The following is a 17,353-nucleotide window of genomic DNA, read 5'->3' as shown; positions in this document are numbered from 1 at the left end:
CGGCGGCCAACCACGATACTGGAGACGATCAATGGAACGACCTGCCCAAGCACCCATCAGTACTGCTCAATTCCCGGTCGACCGCTGGTGGGTCGCCGCGCTGTCATCCGAACTGACGGACCGCCCCGTCGCCCGCACGCTGCTCGGCCGTCCGGTCGTGCTGTTCCGGTTGCCGTCCGGGGAAGTCGGTGCGCTGGAGGATCGCTGCTGCCACAAGTCGCTGCCGCTGTCGTGCGGCTCGCTCGAAGCGCGCGGCCTGCGCTGCGGCTATCACGGGCTGCTGTTCGACCGCGGCGGCACCTGCGTGGAGATTCCCGGCCAGGAACGCATTCCGGCGAAGGCGTGCGTGGCGTCGTATCCGGTGCAGGAGCAGGACGCGATCATATGGATCTGGATAGGCGCCGACGCGCACGCCCAACCGACCTGCGCGCCGCCGCGCTATGCGTTCCACACGGACCCGCAATACCGGTTCGGCGGCGGCCACTACCATTACGACGCGCCGTATCAGCTGATTCACGACAACCTGATGGACCTGAGCCACCTCGGCTACGTTCATCTGAAAACGATCGGCGGTAACGCGCCGCTGCATATGGGCGCGGAAACCCGCGTCAGCAGCGACGGCGACACGGTGACGCTGGTCCGCCGGATGCCGAAGTCCGAACCGCCGCCGACCTACACGGCCGCGTGGCCGTTCGCGGGCCGCGTCGACCGCTGGCAGGAAATCGAGTTCCACGTGTCGCATATCCGGATCTGGACCGGCGCGATGGACGCCGGCACCGGCGACCTTCACGACCCGGCGCGCGGCGGCTTTCACATGCGCGGCTTCCACGGCATCACGCCCGAGTCGGAAACGACGACGCACTACTTCTGGACCGTCGCGACCAATCCGCAACACGACGTCGAACGCATCGCGCGAACGGTCGTCGAGCAATCCGCGGCGACGTTCGACGAAGACAAGACCGTGATCGAAGCGCAATACCGCAATCAGTTGCGGTTTCCGGACGGCCGCCAGATCGACATTCATGTCGACGCAGGCCCCAATCGCGCGCGGCGCGTGATCGAGCGGCTGCTGCTGCAGCCCGACCCCGCGTAACCCTCGCGCCGGCGCGCGAACGACGCGAGCCGGCCGCGATGGGCGTTCCCCGAGTTGGCCATCAACCCACGCATTCGCTTTCGTCCCGTTCGCCGCTGCCGGCTTCGATTTCATCCCATTCGATTAGTCATACTATTTTTATGAAGGATCTTTGACGTGAGCGACAATATCCACAATACGATCGACGCGTCCCCGATGAGCGCGTTCCAGACGATGGCGGTCACGGCCTGCGTCGTGCTGAACATGCTCGACGGCTTCGACGTGCTGGCCATCGCGTTTGCCGCACCGCACCTGGCGGCCGAGTGGAAACTGAGCGGCAAGGAAATCGGCCTGCTGCTGAGCGCCGGGCTGGCCGGCATGGGGATCGGCTCGGTACTGATCGCCCCGCTGGCCGACCGCGTCGGCCGCCGCCGCATCATCCTGCTCTGCCTCGCGGTGATCTCGACCGGCATGCTGGCCTGTGCGGCCACGCACAGCACGTTGCAACTCGCCGTCGCGCGTGCCTATACGGGGCTCGGCATCGGCGGGATGCTCGCAAGCCTGACCGTCATCAGCGGCGAGTACGCATCGAACAAATGGCGCAGCGCCGCGATCGGCATGCAGTCGACCGGCTACGCGATCGGCGCCACCGCGGGCGGCGTCATCGCCGGTTATCTGCTGTCGGTATGGGGATGGCGCAGCGTGTTCGCGTTCGGCGGCATCCTGACCTTGATGGCGATCCCGATGGTGCTCGCGCTGTTGCCGGAATCGCTAGACTTCCTGCTGGCGCGGCGTCCGGACGACGCGCTGCAGAAGATCAACCGCATCCTCGCCAGAATGAAGCGCGCGCCGATCGACGCGCTGCCGGCCGCGAGCGCATCGATCGACACAACGAGCCCCGCGTCGAGCTGGACGGCCGTGCTGCGCGCGCCGCTCACGCGTCGCACGATCGCGCTGTGGCTCGCATTCTTCCTCGTGATGGGCAGCTTCTATTTCGTCGTGAGCTGGACGCCGAAGCTGCTGGTCCAGGCCGGCCTGTCGGCCTCGCAGGGTGTGACCGGCGGCGTGCTGCTCAACCTCGGCGGCATCGCGGGCGCGTCGCTGTTCAGCCTGCTGTCGACCCGGTTCGGCCTGCGCAGCCTGCTGGGCGCGACGCTGTTGCTGGGCGGCGCACTGATGGTCGCGTTCGGCGCGAACACCGGCTCGCTCGGCACCGGGATGATCGTCGCGGTGTTCCTCGGCGCCGTGATCAACGCGTGCGTGGCCGGCATGTACGCGTTGTCGCCGACGCCGTATCCCGCCGAGATCCGCACGACCGGCATCGGTCTCGCGGTCGGCATCGGCCGCCTCGGCGCGATCCTGTCGCCCATGACGGTCGGTGCGCTGCTGGACGACGGCTGGTCCGTGCCCCATCTCTATTTCGCGTTCCTCGTGCCGATGGCCGGCGCGGCGATCGCCGTCGCCGTGGCGGGCGCGCGTGTCGCGGCGCCGCACCGGCAACGCGATCCGGCGATCTCGTAACACGCGACACCCGCAGTCCTGCCGATACCCGTCGGCATCCCGGGCATGTCCGGGGCAATAAAAAAAATCGATAAGTATATCTACATACTGTTTGGAGACAGCCATGAAAACGAAACTGGGCGTCGCACTCGCGACGGCGATGGCGCTGGCCGGACCGGCCTGTGCGCAAAGCAGCGTCACGCTGTACGGGATCATCGATACCGGCGTGTCCTACTACAACAACGCCGCGCGCGGAGGATCGTTCACCGGGATGCCGACGCTGACCGGTGAGGTGCCGTCACGCTGGGGCCTGAGAGGCACGGAGGATCTCGGCGGCGGCTACCAGGCCTTCTTCGTGCTCGAAAACGGCTTCCAGCCCGGCACCGGCGCGCTGAACTACGGCGGGCGCCTGTTCGGGCGGCAGGCCAACGTGGGCGTGAACAGCCCGTTCGGCGCACTGACCCTCGGCCGTCAGATGAACATGTCGATGATCGTGCTGACCAATGCCGACGTGATCGGCCCGTCGATTCATTCGATGGCGGATTTCGACTCGTATCTGCCGAACGCGCGCAGCGACAATGCGATCGGCTACAAGGGCACGTTCCACGGCGTGACGCTCGGCGCGACCTACAGCTTCGGCCGCGACGCGGCCGGGCCGGCGGGGCCGTCGGCGACGGGCTGCGCCGGACAGGTACCCGGCGACATCGTCGCGTGCCGTCAATACACGGCGATGCTCGCGTATGACGCGAGCAATTTCGGGCTGGCCGCGTCGCACGACGTGATGCGCGGCGGCGGCGGCGCGCTCGCGCCGCTGAACAATCCGGCCTACACCGACACGCGCGACATCGTCGCGGGCTACGTGAAGATCGGCCCCGCGAAACTCGGCGCCGGGTGGATCCGCCGCAACCTCGCGGCGGCCGAGCACCTGCAGGCCGACATCGTGTTCGCGGGCGGCACGTACTACGCGACGCCCTACCTCGCGCTCGACCTGCAGGGCGTGCGCTACCTGCAACGCCGCGAAAACAAGGAAGGCACGAACGCGACGCTGGTCGTCGGGCGCGCGAACTATTTCCTGTCGAAGCGGACGACCGTCTATACGTCGGTGGGCTACATGTTCAACAGCGCGCTGGCCGCGAACGCGGTCGCCGCCGGCGGGACGGTCGGCACCGGGATGAATCAGCTCGGCGTGATGGCCGGCATCCAGCAGAAGTTCTGAACGCCGGACACCGCACCTCGATCAATCGGCGAGCCGGCAATGCGACAGCTTCAGCCCGGGCAGCACCGGCGCGTCGATATAACCTTCGTTCACGCAGCTGAAGCGGAAATTCGCGGACGCCGTGAACGGCTTGATCTCGCCGCCCGGGAATTTCGGTTTCAACGCGGCCTGATCAGCCGCGTCGAAATGCGTGTCGAACTGCTCGCCGTCGGCCGTCAACGCACCGAAGTACGTGCCATCTGGATCGCTGCCCATCCGGATCACGGCGCCGACGAACGTGAGGCGCCTGCCGTCGTATTTCGTCTTCGCGGCGGCCATGTCCTGCGTGTAGGCCTCGATTACGGTGGCGTAGTGCGCGTCGATCGCGGGCTCGGCGGCCGGCGCGGCGTAGCCGCTCTGGTGAACGCCCGCCAGCATCGCGCAGGCAGCCAGCGCGGCCGTCATGAACGACGCGGAACTCTTTTTCATTGGGTGGTCTCCCGTCAAGCGTGGTGGTTGAAGTAATCGATCGCGGCGCTTCGCCGGCTGCCCGGCGAAACACCCGAGAATGATCTGCGGCCGTTGCGTCAATCGTTCGAATCGTGGAACACGGCTGCGATCACTTCAGCACCCGCATGGTCGACTGCGGTGCGCGACGTCGCGCGGCACGCGACGTGACAGGAAGATGACATGGTGCGGCCCCCGGCTCTCGTTGAATTTCACTGCGTCTGTTTTTGGGCGCTACGGTAGCAGACGGCCAGCGGCCCGGCAATCGCGATGCCCGGTCCGAATCGGCCTCTTTACAATTGCAAATGATTCTCATTACGTATATCATGCGCATCCTCCGCGCGACACAGTAAAGGCGCCGCGGTCCGCGTCATCGTCCTTAGCACTCCGCCCATTCATCGACTCATGCCATCCCGCCGAACGCCCCACCGCGCCCGGACGCTTCGTCCGTGGCGCGCGAGCCTGCCTGCCCTGATCACGCTTTGCGTCGCAAGCGGCGCGCATGCGGATGCCGAACCTGCCGCCACGGCTTCGGCAGCCACGTCCTCGCACTCGTCGACGCCCGCGCGCCCCGAACGCGAACTGCCGACGATCAGCGTCAGCGCATCGTCAGTAGTCGATCCGACCGTCGGCTACCAGCCGCGCACGAGCAGCATCGCCGGCGGCGACGATCGCCCGCTCAAGGAAATTCCGCAATCGGTCGCGGTGGTCAGCAGCAGCGTGATGCAGGATCAGCAGGCGCGCTCGCTCGACGACGTGCTCGGCAACATCAGCGGCGTCACGCAGACGAACACGCTCGGCGGCACGCGCGACGCGTTCATCAAGCGCGGCTTCGGATCGAACAACGACGGCTCGGTGCTGGTCGACGGCGTGCGCACGCCGGTGCTGCACAGCTACCTCGCGACGATCGACCGCGTCGAAGTGCTGAAGGGCCCGGCTTCGCTGCTTTACGGGATGCAGGACCCGGGCGGCGTGATCAACCTCGTCACGCGCAAGCCGGAGGACACGTTCGGCGGCTCGATCTCGGCCTCGCGCACGAGCCACGGCGGCAGCAGCGCGCAGTTCGATCTGACCGGCCCGCTCGGCAAGCCGGGCCAGGTCGCGGGCGGCACGCTCGCGTTCCGGCTCACCGGCGAATACGACACGAGCCGCTACTGGCGCAGCTTCGGCCGCGAACGCAATGCGCTGATCGCGCCCGCGCTGTCGTGGCACGACGCGAACACGTCGATCGACGTCAGCTACCAGTACGTCGACTACACGACGCCGTTCGACCGCGGCACCGTGCTCGTGAACGGCCAGCTCGACGATGCGCTGCGCTATCGCCGCTACGAGGAGGCGTGGTCGCAAAGCAGCGGCATCCAGGAAACGCTGCGTACGCGCATCGAGCACCGTTTCTCCGATGCATGGCGCGTGCGCGCGACCTACGGCTGGGGCCGCGACCGTTACGACCAGTTCATCACGCGCGCCACCGCGTTCAACAGCAGGACCGGCGCGCTGACGCGCTCGTCCGATGCGAACCTCGGACGCAACGATTCCGACCAGATCGCGACGCTCGGCCTGCTCGGCAACCTGACGCTCGCGGGGATGCACCACGCGATCTACGTCGGCGGCGAATACGAACGGCAGCGCAGCTTCCGCGGCGACACGATCCGCGGCAAGGCGACGACGGGCTTCGATCTCTACGATCCCGTCTACGGCCTGCTCGCGCCCGGCGGCACGGTGAGCGCGAAGCAGAGCGATTCGCTCTCGAAGGTCCACACGTACTCGATGATCGTGCAGGACTCGGTGAAGATCACCGACCGGCTCACTGCGGTCGGCGGGCTGCGCTGGGAGGACTGGCAGCAGGAATCGGGAATGGGGCGGCCGTTCGTGTTCGCCGACCGCTCGCACGGCAACGTGTGGCTGCCGCAGTTCGGGCTCGCGTATGCGCTCACGCCGGCGCTGACCGCGTACGCGAACGTGAGCCGCTCGTTCAAGCCGAACGTCGCGTCGAACGTCGCGGCGCCGCTCGCGCCGGAATACGGCCGCGTGCTGGAAACCGGCCTGAAATTCAGCCTGAAGCCGGGCATCACCGGCACGCTCGCGGCCTATCAGATCGACAAGCGCAACGTCGCGGTCACGGTCAACGACATCACGTCGACGATCGGCACCGCGCGCTCGCGCGGCATCGAACTCGACGTTGCGGGGCAGCTCACGCGGCACCTGAGCCTGATCGGCAGCTATGCGTACACGAACGCGAACGACCGTGACAGCAACACGCCGCTCGTCAACGTCGCGCGCCACACCGGCAGCCTGTTCGCGGTGTACGACACGGCGATCGCGAACCTCCCGGGGCGCTGGCGCTTCGGCGGCGGCGCGCGGCTCGTCGGCGCACGGCCCGGCGACACCGCGAACAGTTTCACGCTGCCCGGCTACGTGACCGTCGATGCGTTCGCGGCCTATGAAACGACGATCGGCAAGTTCCCGACGCGCATCCAGCTCAACGTGAAGAACCTGCTCGACAAGACCTACTATCCGTCGAGCAACAGCAACCTGATCGTCGCGGTCGGCGAGCCGCGGCTCGTCACGCTGACGACGACGGTATCGTTCTGACGCGCGACGGGCTCCGGCCGGCGACACGAACCGGCATCAACCGCCCGCGAAGTCGAGCAGGATCTTGCAGCTTTCCGCGGGATGGCGCTCGGCCATCTCGAACGCCTGCTTGACGTCGCGAAAGCTCACCTTGTGCGTGACGATGTGCTCGGGCTGGATCAGTCCTCGACCGATCCAGTCGATCACCTGCGGGAACATCGCGCAGTTGAGCCGCGACGCGGCGAGCGTCAGTTCCTTCTTCGTCAGCTCCGCCTGCACGATCGCCGACGGCTCCGACCAAAACCCGAGCACGCCGATCCGGCCGGCCGGCGCGGCGATCTTCACGGCCTCCTCGAGGATCGACGGATGGCAGACCGCATCGAAGATCAGCGTCGGGCCGCCGTCGACGCCGCGCTTTTCCAGTGCATCGGGCAACGACTCGACGCTCGTGTTGATGATCTCGTCCTCCGCCGCGCCGCACTTGCGCGCGAGCTGCAGCCGCGCGTCGAGCCGGTCGGTGATGAACGCGCGAATGCCGTACACGTGCTTGAGCACCTGCAGGATCGTCAGCCCGACGGTGCCGGCGCCGTAGATCAACGCGACATCGCCCGGCAGCACGCCGGTGCGCGACGTCGCATTCGCGGCCACCGCGAACGGCTCGACGATCGCCGCACACGTATCGGCAATCTCGTCCGGAATCCGGTACGCGTTGCCGGCCGGCACGCACGTGTATTCGCTGAAGCCGCCGTCGCGATGCACACCGAGCACGGTGAGGTGCCGGCACACGTTGCGGCGGCCGATCGTGCACGCGTGACAATGCCCGCAGCTGATCACCGGATCGACCGCGACGGTCTCGCCGAGCCGCGCGGCGTCGACGCCCGCGCCGACCGACTCGATCGTCCCGACGAATTCGTGGCCGATGATGCGCGGGTACGACACGAACGGGTTCTTGCCGTGAAAGATATGCAGGTCCGACCCGCAGATGCCCGCATAGCGGACCTTCACGCGCACTTCGCCGGCGGCGGGCGCGGGCAGCGACACCTCGCGCACGCTCATGCTGTTCGGACGATCGACAACGACGCTCAACATTTCGGTTCTCTCCTTCGGATCTTCGTCGCTCACCAGTTCCACATCGAACCGTCGCGCAGCCGGGCGACCGGCAGGTACGCGCGCTCGTACGGATATTTCGCGGCCAGGGCCTCGTCGATGTCGACGCCGAGACCCGGCACGTCGTCCATCACGAGATAGCCGTCCTCGAAGCGGTAGCTGTGCGGAAACACTTCGTCGGTCAGCGCGCTGTGCGGCATCAGCTCCTGGATGCCGAAGTTCGGCGCCCACAGACCGAAGTTCACCGCCGCCGCCATGCAGACAGGCGACAGGTCGGTCGCGCCGTGAAAGCCCGTGCGCACCTGGTACATCGCCGCGTAGTCGGCAATGCGCCGCACGTGCGTGATGCCCCCCGCATGCACGATCGTCGCGCGGATGTAGTCGATCAACTGGTCGCGGATCAAATCCTTGCAATCCCAGATCGAGTTGAATACCTCGCCGACCGCGAGCGGCGTCGTCGTGTGCTGGCGAATCAGGCGGAACGCGTCCTGGTTCTCCGCGGGCGTCGCATCCTCGAGCCAGAACAGCCGATGCGGTTCGAGATCGCGGCCGAGCCGCGCGGCCTCGATCGGCGTGAGCCGATGATGCGCGTCGTGCAGCAGGTGCGGCGCGTCGCCGACCGCTTCGCGCACCTTGCGGAACAGTTCCGGCGTGTGGCGCAGGTAGAGCGCAGTGTCCCACGGCTCCTCGGGCGGCAGCCCCTTCTCGGCGGGCTCGTACGCGCCCGCCGTCTTGCCGACGCCGTACACCTTGTCGAGCCCCGGCACGCCCGACTGCACGCGAATCGCGCGAAAGCCAGCCTCGATATGCGCACGCACCGCGTCGACCGCTTCCTCGTGATCGCGCCCGGTCGCGTGGCCGTATACCATCAGCCCGTCGCGGCTCTTGCCGCCGAGCAGCTGGTAGACGGGCATGCCGGCGAGCTTGCCCAGGATGTCCCACAGCGCCATGTCGATCGCGGCGATCGCCGTCATCGTCACGGGCCCGCGCCGCCAGTACGCGCCGCGATACAGGTATTGCCAGATGTCCTCGATGTTGCGCGGGTCGCGGCCGACGAGGCATGGGAACACGTGGTCTTCCAGATACGCGCGCACCGCGAGCTCGCGCCCGTTGAGCGTCGCGTCGCCCAGGCCGTAGAGGCCTTCGTCGGTCACAATCTTCACCGTCACGAAGTTCCGGCCCGGACACGTGACGATGGTCTGCAAGCGTTCGATTTTCACTGCGCTCCTCCGGCAGGCGGTTCAGTCGACAAAGTAATGAGGCGCGCGGCTGCGCACTTCGGGCAGATGCGAGCCGATCCGGTCGACGTGCGTCGCGACCGCCGCGCCGAGGAGCGCCATGTTGCGCGACGCGATGTGCGCGAGGAGCTGTTCGTGCTCCTGCAACGCGCGGCGCGCATGATCCTCGACGCGGTCGAGCAGCAGCCAGCGCACGCGGTCGAACTGGCGCTTCATCGGCTGCAGCATTTCCCATACGTGCGGCCGGCCCGCGAACGCGAACATCCGGCCGTGCATCGCCTCGTCGAGATCGAAGAACGCTTCGACATCGTGCGCGGCCACGGCCGCACACTGCGCGTCGATGATCCGCGACAGCTCCGCGAGCTGCTCCGGCGTGATCTTCTGCGCAAGTTCGACGTGGTTCGCGCATTCGAGCGTGCTGCGCGCGAACCGCCCTTCCTCGAGGATCGACACCGGAATCGGCGCAACCAGCGTGCCGACCTTCCGGTAGATCTGCACGAGCCGCTCGTCGGCAAGCTGCGCGAACGCTTCGCGCACCGGCGTGCGGCTGACCTTGATCGTCGTGGAGATCACGGCCTCCGACAGCGCGGTGCGTGGCGGCAGCGCGCCGCGCACGATCGCGTGGCGCAGCAGCGCGTGCACCTGCTCCGTGTACGACCGGCTCTCGTCCAGCGAGAACCCTTGCAACGCCGTGACGACGACGTCCTCTTCTTCCAGTGCTGCCGTTTCGCTCATGGTGGCCGATTGATCCGACTTGATATCGATAACTACCATGGTACAGATGTCATGAAATTCTCGCGATCTAGCGTTTACACCGATAACTTCCTCGTAAAAGTCGAAATAACCTGCACGCATCCAGTCATCTACCATGGTAGAAAACGTCACCGACCACCATGCCTCCTGCTCCCGATTTCGTGCGCACCGCGCCGCCCGACACGCGCCGCCCCCGTTATGACCGACAGGCGGTCCGCACGGGGATCGTCCATCTCGGCCTCGGCGCGTTCCATCGCGCGCATCAGGCACTCCATACGGAAACGGTGCTCGAACAGGGCGATCTCCGCTGGGGCATCGTGGGCGTCGAACTACGGCGGCGTCATACCGTCGACCTGCTCGCCGCGCAGGATCACCTGTACACCGTGACCGAGCGCGATGGCGGCGGCGTGCGCACGCGCATCGTCGGCGCCGTGCACGGCGCGCTGTTCGCGCCCGAATCGCTGCCTGCGCTGCTGGCGCTGATCGCCGATCCGGCCGTGTCGATCGTCAGCCTGACCGTGACCGAGAAAGGCTATTGCCGCCGCCCCGGCGGCGGACTCGACGCCGACGATCCGGCCATCCGGCAGGATCTCGCGACGCCCGGCGCGCCGCGCACCGCGCTCGGCGTGATCGCGGCCGGCCTGCGCGTGCGGCCGGCGAACGCGCCGCTCACCATCGTTTGCTGCGACAACATGACGTCGAACGGCGACACGCTGCGCGCGCTGCTGATCGACTACGCGGAGCGCATCGACGGCGCGCTCGCGCGGCGCATCCGCGACGACGTCGCGTTCCCGAACAGCATGGTCGACCGGATCGTGCCGGCCGCGACGTCCGAATCGCTCGACTGGGCGCACGCGCATCTCGGTGCGCGCGACGCGGCCGCGATCGTCTGCGAGCCGTTCTCGCAATGGGTGATCGAGGATCGTTTCGCCGGCCCGCGCCCGCGCTGGGAAGACGCCGGCGCGTACGTCGTCGCCGACGTGCGGCCGTACGAAACGATGAAGCTGCGGCTGTTGAACGGCTCGCATTCGGCCATCGCGTATGCGGCGCAACTGCGCGGGCGCGCGACCGTGTCCGATGCGATGGCCGATCCGGCGATCGCGGCGCTCGTCGACGGCGTGATGACGCGCGACCTGCTCGCAACCGTCGACGTGCCGTCCGGTTATGACGCGCACGGCTATTGCGCGACGCTCGTGCAGCGCTTCCGGAATCCGACGCTCGCGCATCGCACCGAACAGATCGCGATGGACGGCACGCAGAAGGTGCCGCTGCGCTGGCTGCCGGCGCTCGGCGAAAGCGCGGCGGCCGACATCGAACGTCCGTATCTGGAGCGTGCGCTGGCGCTCTGGCTGCACTACCTCGCCACCGCGCACGACGAATCGGGCCGGCCACTGACGGTCAGCGATCCGGGCGCGGCCGCGCTCGGCGCGACGCTGTCGGCGTCCGGCGATGCAACCGGCGCGGTTCGGGCCGCCCTCGGCAGCCCCGCGCTCGCCGGTTCGACCCCATGGCCGGACGCGTTGATCGCGCGCATCGGCGCGCATCTGGCGACGCTGCGCGCGCACGGCACCGACGCTTTGCTCGCGCCGTTGCACGCGCGCTGAACGACCGCCCACCCGGTTCGCCGCAACCGGCACGAACCGCGCAATACCCCTGCCCGCCGAGGTCCGCGCCGACGCGGCGATCGATCGACAAGACATGACGGCCGGCCCACCGGCACGAAGGAGACGGACATGAAGCAGAAGTCGCAGGCGTGGTTCACGGTGTTCCTGCTGTTCCTGGTGTACGGAATCAACTACCTCGACCGCGTCGCGCTGTCGATCGTCGCCCCGATCGTGCAGACCGATCTCGGCATCGACGCCGCGCAGATGGGCCTCGTGTTCAGCACGTTCTTCATCGGCTACGCGCTGTTCAATTTCATCGGCGGGCTCGCGTCCGACCGGCTCGGGCCGAAGCTCGTGTACGTGCTGTCGGTCGGGCTATGGTCGGTGTTCTGCGGGATGACCGCGCTCACCGTCGGCTTCGTGAGTCTGCTGATCGTGCGGCTGCTGTTCGGCATGGCCGAAGGGCCGCTGTGCTCGGCCGCGAACAAGATGGTCAACAACTGGCTGCCGCGCGACGCCGCCGCGACCGCGATGGGCCTGCTGAGCGCCGGCTCGCCGCTCGGCGGCGCGATCGCAGGGCCGATCGTCGGCCTGCTGGCCGCGCAGTTCGGCTGGCGGCCGGCATTCTGGATTGTCTGCGCGATCGGGCTCGCGTGGGTCGTCGTCTGGATGATGTCGACGTCCGACCGTCCGGCGACGCCGGTCAACGACGCACCGGGCGCGGGCGCGCCGACCGACGCACCCGCGGCCGCCGGCGCGGCGACGCCCGCGCATACGCTGTCGCACTATGTGCGCCAGCCGCGCATCCTCGCGACCGCCGCCGCGTTCTTCAGCTACAACTACGTGCTGTTCTTCTTCCTGAGCTGGTTCCCGAGCTACCTCGTGCGCGCACACCATCTGAACATCAAGGAAATGAGCGTCGCCACCGTCGTGCCCTGGCTCGTCGGCACGATCGGCCTCGCGTGCGGCGGCGCGATCTCGGATGCGCTCTACCGGCTCACCGGCAACCTGCTGCTGTCGCGCCGGATCGTGCTCGTGACCTGCCTGCTCGGCGCCGGCGCATGCGTGGCGGTAGCCGGCGCCGTGCAGTCAACGCAAGGCGCGGTCGCGCTGATGTCCGTGTCGCTGTTCTTCCTGTACGTGACGGGTGCGATCTACTGGGCGATCGTACAGGACGTCGTGCATCCGGCCCGCGTCGGCGGCGTCAGCGGCTTTCTGCATTGCATGGGCAGCCTGTCGGGCGTGATCGGCCCGGCCGTCACCGGCCTTATCGTCGAACGCAGCGGCTCGTTCGCGTCCGCGTTCGTGCTGGCCGGCGGGATCGCACTCGCGGGCGCGGTATTGGCCGGCGTGTTCGTGCGCAACGCGCGGCCGTCGGAAGTCCTGCGCGAACACACCGCGCACTGACGTCGCGAAGCGGCGGCGTGCCGCGCGACGCCGCCCTTGCCGGCGTCGCGGCCGGCACCGTCATGAACGTCCGCGGGATCCGCGCTTCACGGGCTCCGTGCGGGATGCGCGCGCGAAGTTCCACGAGTCGCCCGGCTCGATGTACGAGCGCAGCATGAACGGCCGCATGCTCGGCGCGCCGTGACGCGCTGCCGGTGCGGTCGGCGCGCTCACGGGCGCCAGCGATACACGACGATGCTCGAGCCGTTGTAGTTGTCCTTCGTGATCACGTATTCGCCGGTCGAGCGCAGATACGCGCGCACCCCGTACATCGAGTCGACGTCGTTGCCGACGTCCATTGCCGCCGCGTTCGAGTTCGTCAGCGTCGTGACGAGCGCGCCGGTGTTCAGGTCGAATACGTCGATGTTCGGCACCGTGTGCACATAGCCGACGAACAGGTAGTGGCCGGCCGCCGCGATCGATTTGGGGTTCGCGCTCGTCAGGTTGATCACCGGGTTCGGCGTGCTCGTGTTGCCGTTCTTCCAGCCGCGATAGACCTCGATGTGCCCGTTCATCGCGGTCCAGTCCCAGTTGCCCGCAAGGCCCTGCGCGAGGATCATCGTGTCGCTGTCGGCCTGGTAGATGATGCGCGTCACGGGCGCCACGCTGCTCGGCACGGCCGTCGTCACCGGCTTGCCCCATGACGGCTTGCCGGTCGCGTCGAAGCCGGTCATCGGGTAGCGCGTGATCACGTTGGAGCCGTTCAGTCCGGCCCACACGTCGCCGTTGCCGTCGATGTCGAAACCGGCCGTCACCTGCAGCGTCGTGTTGAACGGCTTGCCGGGCAGCGAGCCGGCCGGAATCGCGATATAGCCGCTCGCGGGGTTGAAGTAATAGAAGTTGAAGTTGCCCGGGTTCTGGCCCGACGCGACGAGGATCCGGTTGCCGCCGACCGTCACGAGCTGGCCGAAGTGCTGGCCGCGCTGATAGTCGTTCATGTCGAGGCGCGGGTCCTTCGGATAGGTGAACGGATCGACCGTGTTCGCGACGAACGTGCCGCCCGCGGTGCCCGTATAGACGTTGTTGCCGCTGAAGAACAACGTGCCGTCGGTCGCGGGGTCGGGCGCGGCGATGCCCTCGAAGTTCAGCGCCTGCAGTTTCCATTGCAGCGTGCCGATCGGGCTGTATGCATGCAGATCGGTGCTGCCGTTGCGGCCGAGATCCCAGCCGCCGCCCCATGCGTTGTTCAACACGTACAGGTTGCCGGCGGCATCCTTGCCGAGCGCCGCGACGCGCGTGAAGCGCTTGTCGCCGACCTGCCCCTTGATGCCCGTCGTCGTGTCGAGATAGCCGCCCTGCACGCCGAACGTGCCGATCTGCACCGGCATCCCGGGCAGCCCGCCATACACCTTGATGTTCATGTCGGGCCCTTCGTCGCCCACCATCAACCGGCCCATCGACGCATCGAAGTACAGCGACGCCGGCCGCGCGCCGGCCGCCATCTGCAGCGTGTTCATCGCCGCGCCGGTCGCGCTGAATTGCGCGACGACGCCCGCGCTCTTGCGCGCGACCCACAGGTTGCCGGCCGCATCGAGCGCCAGCGCGCCGGGGCCCGTGACGCCGATGTCGCGCTGCCACACGCCGTCGGTCGTATAGACGCGCACGCGGTTGCCGTAGAAGTCGCTCACGTACAGCAGGTTGCCGCCCGTCGCGAGGCCCGTGATCACGTCCGCATACTGGATGCCCGTCCACGTGCTGACCGGAATGCGCAGGTCGCGCTGGTTCGTGCTCCGGTTGTAGCGGCCCACCGAGCCGCTGCCGAACGTGCGGTTGTAGCCGAGCGCGACGAACAGCGACGTCGAGTTGCCGGTGATCGCGCCGCCCTGGAATTCGTCGTGGATGCCGATCGTGCCGAGCGGCTGGCCGTTCTGGTAGATCGCGACGCCGCCCGCGTTCTCGTCCCAGCGCGACGCCGTGTAGATCACGCCTTCGGGCGCGACCCACATCGAGCGCGCGCCGTTGCCGACGTGCGACGCCAGCGTGCCGTACGTGTTCGCGAGCCAGTCGGTCGTGTATTGCGCCTGCGCATGGCTTGCCGGCGCCAGCATCGCCATGCACATTCCCAGCAATACCGCGCGGATTCGTTTCATTGACATGAATAATGCTCCCAGACGAACAATGGTCGACACTGTAAATCGCGGCGCATGAAATATTGGTGATTCCGGCAATGCGCATTCGCCGTTACCCCGAATTATTCACTCCGCGCCTTTTGCCGTCCGGCGCTTTTTCGTCAACGATCGCAAAATCTGCGAACCCTCGCCGCGACGGCCTGCCAGCCGCGCGGTTTCGGCGCATTCCCCGGCATTTTCTTCCGGGTCTCCGAATGCAGGCACGTCATTTTTTCTGACATGACCGCATTCCTTTTCATTCGCCGGAAGTCGTTCCGATTATTACAAATCGAAATTTAAATGAAAGAGAAAAAATATTGATCCGGCGCGATCCGCTTTTTGCGAGTTCGCGCACCGTAGGGAAAGCGGATGGAAAAGGAAAATGCGGCGGAAAAAAGCGCGCCGGCCGTACCGGCACGCGGCGCCGATCGTTCAGTTCGTCGGGTCGAACGTCGGGCCGTCCCAGCCGTCGACGTATTTCGGCAGGGCATCGACGACGTCGATCACGCGTTGCCGGTAGAACAGGTGCATCGTCGGCTGCAGGTCGCCGGGCAATTGCCCGCCATGCGCACGCGCACTCAGGCTGTTCGGCACGACGCGCATGCCGAGCCGGTTCGTCCCGAACACGATCTCGCCGCACGACGCGCACCACGCGCGCGACATCGACTTCGACGGATGCGGGAACGTCGCGTGGCCGCCGTCGATCGTCACCTGCTCCGGCGGCCATGCGGTTGCGGACAGCATCGGCGTGCCATAGAAATCGCGGCAGGTCGCGCAATGGCAATTCGCACGCGCCGCCGGCTCGCCGCACAGCGTGACGGTCACGGCGCCGCACAGGCAGCGCGCGGAAAACGTTCGGGTCATGTCGTCTCCTCGAAAAGGGAGGCGACAGTATAGGCGCCTGCACACGACGGGGCCCGCCGCGTAGCGGCAGCGGGCCCCGTTGCATGCGCAACGATCGCTGCGTCAGAACTTCTGGCGCAGCCCCAGGCTCACGATTGCCTGCGACCGCGAATCGGACGAATGGCCGTTCGCCTTGTCCGACACCGACGCGGTCGCGGCCACCGGCCGGCCGAGCGCGTCGAGCGTTGTGCCGGACGCATGCTGATACGCGCCGAGCAGGTACACGCTGGTGCGCTTCGACAGGTCGTAGACGGCGCCGAGCGTGACGTTGTGATACTGCGCGCGGTTGTCGATGCCGTCGACGTCGCTGCCGCGCGTGTAGCTGTAGCCGGCGAATAGCTGCGTCTGCGGCTGCACGTTCCAGCGCGTGAACACGCCCGCGACGTTGAAGGTCGCGTGGCCGCTGAACAGCGACTGCGCGCCGCCGCGGTACTGCACGTTGCTGTAGTTCACGCCGACGACGGCCGGGCCGAAGTCGTACGTCGCCCCCGTCGCGATCACCTGCTGCGACTGCGCGCTCGCGTAGCCTTCGTTGATCGACGAATTGAACAGGCCGTCGTCGGTGCTCTGCCACTTGCCCGCCGTCGGATCGGTCGCGCCCGTCTTGCTGTTGTCCGAGCGCTCGTAGCCGACGCCCACGCGCAGCGGGCCGGCCGCGTACGCGGCGCCGACGCTCCACGTGTTGCGCTGCTTCATGCTGCCCGGCTGGCCGCCGAAGCCGTACAGCGCGCCGAACGTGAAGCCCGAGTAGTTCGCGCTCGTGTACTTGATCGCGCTGTCGACGCGCGCGGTCTGGTCGAGATCGTCGATGTCGCCCGGGTGCGCGCCGAAGCCGCCGATGAACGACGACGGGCCGACCGGGCTCACGAAATCGTCGAGCGACGTGTACTGGCGGCCGAGCGTGATCGTGCCGTAGCGGTCGCTGCCGACGCCGACGAACGCCTGCCGGCCGAACTGACGGCCGCCCTGGCCCGACGTGCCGTTGGTGATGTCGAAGCCGTTCTCGAGGACGAACAGCGCGCGCATCCCGCCGCCGAGATCCTCCGAACCCTTGATGCCCCAGCGGCTGCCGGACAGGTTGCCGGTCGTGAGCCCGACGCTCGAATGCCCGGTGTACGCGCCCGCGGAGCCGACGCGTTCGTTGCTGCGATAGGTCACGCCCGCGTCGACGATGCCGTACAGCGTGACGGAGCTTTGCGCGGCGGCGATACCCGCGAGCGAGAGCAGCAGCGGGGCTGCGATCAGTTGCTTGTTCATGGTTTTCATGTCTCCGGGCGGTGAACCCGTTGTTCTGGCTGGCTGTGGCGAGTGGCGCGCGGGCGCCGACATCCGCCGGCGGTGCGAGGCCG

The 17,353-nt window shown here is 67.5% G+C and carries 13 protein-coding genes; 6 read left to right on the top strand and 7 right to left on the bottom strand.

What is annotated here, in order from left to right:
* Positions 1-31: 31 nt before the first annotated feature.
* From WS96_RS20045 to WS96_RS20035, 3 genes are all read left to right on the top strand, one after another.
* The gene (locus WS96_RS20045; protein ID WP_059834832.1) at positions 32-1,093 is read left to right on the top strand and encodes an aromatic ring-hydroxylating dioxygenase subunit alpha; all 1,062 of its coding nucleotides are present in this window, start codon (positions 32-34) and stop codon (positions 1,091-1,093) included.
* Between the two features lie 156 nt (positions 1,094-1,249).
* Positions 1,250-2,593: an MFS transporter gene (locus WS96_RS20040; protein WP_059834830.1), complete on the top strand. Its 1,344-nt coding sequence runs from the start codon at positions 1,250-1,252 to the stop codon at positions 2,591-2,593.
* A 103-nt stretch (positions 2,594-2,696) separates the two neighbouring features.
* Positions 2,697-3,788: a porin gene (locus WS96_RS20035; protein WP_059834828.1), complete on the top strand. Its 1,092-nt coding sequence runs from the start codon at positions 2,697-2,699 to the stop codon at positions 3,786-3,788.
* Positions 3,789-3,809: 21 nt separating this feature from the next.
* On the opposite strand, the gene WS96_RS20030 is transcribed toward WS96_RS20035, so the two are convergent.
* The gene (locus tag WS96_RS20030) at positions 3,810-4,256 is read right to left on the bottom strand and encodes a hypothetical protein (RefSeq protein ID WP_059834822.1); all 447 of its coding nucleotides are present in this window, start codon (positions 4,254-4,256) and stop codon (positions 3,810-3,812) included.
* A gap of 423 nt (positions 4,257-4,679) precedes the next feature.
* On the opposite strand from WS96_RS20030, the gene WS96_RS20025 reads away from it, so the two are divergent.
* Positions 4,680-6,866 (top strand): TonB-dependent siderophore receptor, encoded by a 2,187-nt coding sequence (locus WS96_RS20025; protein ID WP_059834821.1) that lies wholly within the window; start codon positions 4,680-4,682, stop codon positions 6,864-6,866.
* Positions 6,867-6,902: 36 nt separating this feature from the next.
* Here the strand turns inward: WS96_RS20025 and WS96_RS20020 are convergent, their stop codons facing one another.
* From WS96_RS20020 to WS96_RS20010, 3 genes are read right to left on the bottom strand one after another with little or no spacing between them, the layout of a single operon-like run.
* Complete coding sequence (locus WS96_RS20020) at positions 6,903-7,934, bottom strand: Zn-dependent oxidoreductase (RefSeq protein ID WP_059834859.1); 1,032 nt, start codon at positions 7,932-7,934, stop codon at positions 6,903-6,905.
* Positions 7,935-7,963: 29 nt separating this feature from the next.
* The gene (gene manD, locus WS96_RS20015) at positions 7,964-9,172 is read right to left on the bottom strand and encodes a D-mannonate dehydratase ManD (RefSeq protein WP_059834820.1); all 1,209 of its coding nucleotides are present in this window, start codon (positions 9,170-9,172) and stop codon (positions 7,964-7,966) included.
* A 21-nt stretch (positions 9,173-9,193) separates the two neighbouring features.
* A complete protein-coding gene (locus WS96_RS20010; protein ID WP_059834819.1) occupies positions 9,194-9,925 on the bottom strand; it encodes a GntR family transcriptional regulator in 732 nt (243 codons plus the stop codon).
* Between the two features lie 158 nt (positions 9,926-10,083).
* On the opposite strand from WS96_RS20010, the gene WS96_RS20005 reads away from it, so the two are divergent.
* Both WS96_RS20005 and WS96_RS20000 read left to right on the top strand, forming a co-directional pair.
* Positions 10,084-11,547, top strand: coding sequence for a mannitol dehydrogenase family protein (locus tag WS96_RS20005; protein ID WP_059834814.1), 1,464 nt, complete (start codon positions 10,084-10,086; stop codon positions 11,545-11,547).
* Between the two features lie 129 nt (positions 11,548-11,676).
* Positions 11,677-12,954, top strand: a complete 1,278-nt coding sequence (locus WS96_RS20000; protein WP_059834812.1) for an MFS transporter — start codon at positions 11,677-11,679, stop codon at positions 12,952-12,954.
* 209 nt (positions 12,955-13,163) lie between these two features.
* Here WS96_RS20000 and WS96_RS19995 read toward each other — a convergent pair whose 3' ends face one another.
* From WS96_RS19995 to WS96_RS19985, 3 genes are all read right to left on the bottom strand, one after another.
* A complete protein-coding gene (locus WS96_RS19995; RefSeq protein ID WP_059834810.1) occupies positions 13,164-15,089 on the bottom strand; it encodes a hypothetical protein in 1,926 nt (641 codons plus the stop codon).
* A gap of 444 nt (positions 15,090-15,533) precedes the next feature.
* Positions 15,534-15,965 carry a GFA family protein gene (locus WS96_RS19990; protein WP_034204144.1) on the bottom strand — a complete coding sequence of 144 codons (432 nt, stop codon included), beginning with the start codon at positions 15,963-15,965 and terminating at the stop codon, positions 15,534-15,536.
* 102 nt (positions 15,966-16,067) lie between these two features.
* On the bottom strand, positions 16,068-17,261 hold the full coding sequence (locus tag WS96_RS19985) for a porin (protein WP_059500560.1): 1,194 nt from the start codon (positions 17,259-17,261) through the stop codon (positions 16,068-16,070).
* Between the last annotated feature and the right edge of the window lie 92 nt (positions 17,262-17,353).

Source organism: Burkholderia sp. MSMB1835, from assembly GCF_001526365.1.
In the GTDB taxonomy this organism is placed as follows: domain Bacteria; phylum Pseudomonadota; class Gammaproteobacteria; order Burkholderiales; family Burkholderiaceae; genus Burkholderia.
Note: the sequence above shows the minus strand (reverse complement) of the source record. Positions and strands in the feature narration are given on the sequence as shown.

Coding starts and splice junctions, on each gene's coding strand:
- WS96_RS20045 (WP_059834832.1), top strand. CDS start 32: ATGGAACGACCTGCCCAAGCACCCATCAGTACTGCTCAATTCCCGGTC.
- WS96_RS20035 (WP_059834828.1), top strand. CDS start 2,697: ATGAAAACGAAACTGGGCGTCGCACTCGCGACGGCGATGGCGCTGGCC.
- WS96_RS20030 (WP_059834822.1), bottom strand. CDS start 4,256: ATGAAAAAGAGTTCCGCGTCGTTCATGACGGCCGCGCTGGCTGCCTGC.
- WS96_RS20025 (WP_059834821.1), top strand. CDS start 4,680: ATGCCATCCCGCCGAACGCCCCACCGCGCCCGGACGCTTCGTCCGTGG.
- WS96_RS20020 (WP_059834859.1), bottom strand. CDS start 7,934: ATGTTGAGCGTCGTTGTCGATCGTCCGAACAGCATGAGCGTGCGCGAG.
- WS96_RS20010 (WP_059834819.1), bottom strand. CDS start 9,925: ATGAGCGAAACGGCAGCACTGGAAGAAGAGGACGTCGTCGTCACGGCG.
- WS96_RS20005 (WP_059834814.1), top strand. CDS start 10,084: ATGCCTCCTGCTCCCGATTTCGTGCGCACCGCGCCGCCCGACACGCGC.
- WS96_RS20000 (WP_059834812.1), top strand. CDS start 11,677: ATGAAGCAGAAGTCGCAGGCGTGGTTCACGGTGTTCCTGCTGTTCCTG.
- WS96_RS19995 (WP_059834810.1), bottom strand. CDS start 15,089: ATGTCAATGAAACGAATCCGCGCGGTATTGCTGGGAATGTGCATGGCG.
- WS96_RS19990 (WP_034204144.1), bottom strand. CDS start 15,965: ATGACCCGAACGTTTTCCGCGCGCTGCCTGTGCGGCGCCGTGACCGTC.
- WS96_RS19985 (WP_059500560.1), bottom strand. CDS start 17,261: ATGAACAAGCAACTGATCGCAGCCCCGCTGCTGCTCTCGCTCGCGGGT.